We start from the raw sequence: 255 nt of genomic DNA, 5'->3' as shown, positions 1-255 counted from the left end.
ACCAGCGCCGCGACCCTCTCCGGCTCAACCTGGCGGGCGCCGGTGGCCATGTGGCGGTGGTCGGTGGCCCGCACGGCGGCAAGTCAACGGCCGTCCGGTCGCTGATCGCGTCGCTGGCGCTGCGTCACACGCCGGACGAAGTGCAGTTCTACTGCCTGGACTTCAGCGGCACGCTGTTCCCGTTCGCCGGGCTGCCGCACGTCGGCGGCGTCGCCGGGCGCCTCGACGCCGAACTCGTCAATCGCACCGTGGCCG

General features: G+C 72.9%; 1 protein-coding gene. It reads left to right on the top strand.

Features of this window, described 5'->3' with window-relative positions:
• Positions 1-255: FtsK/SpoIIIE domain-containing protein (locus tag RM590_RS35930; protein ID WP_311708997.1), on the top strand; the 255-nt coding region annotated here is incomplete at both ends.

Origin of the sequence: Streptomyces litchfieldiae (assembly GCF_031845365.1) — a bacterium.
GTDB classification, from domain to species: Bacteria; Actinomycetota; Actinomycetes; order Streptomycetales; family Streptomycetaceae; genus Streptomyces; species Streptomyces litchfieldiae.
The sequence above is the reverse complement of the archived record's forward strand: the minus strand, read 5'-3'. Positions and strand labels throughout refer to the sequence as shown.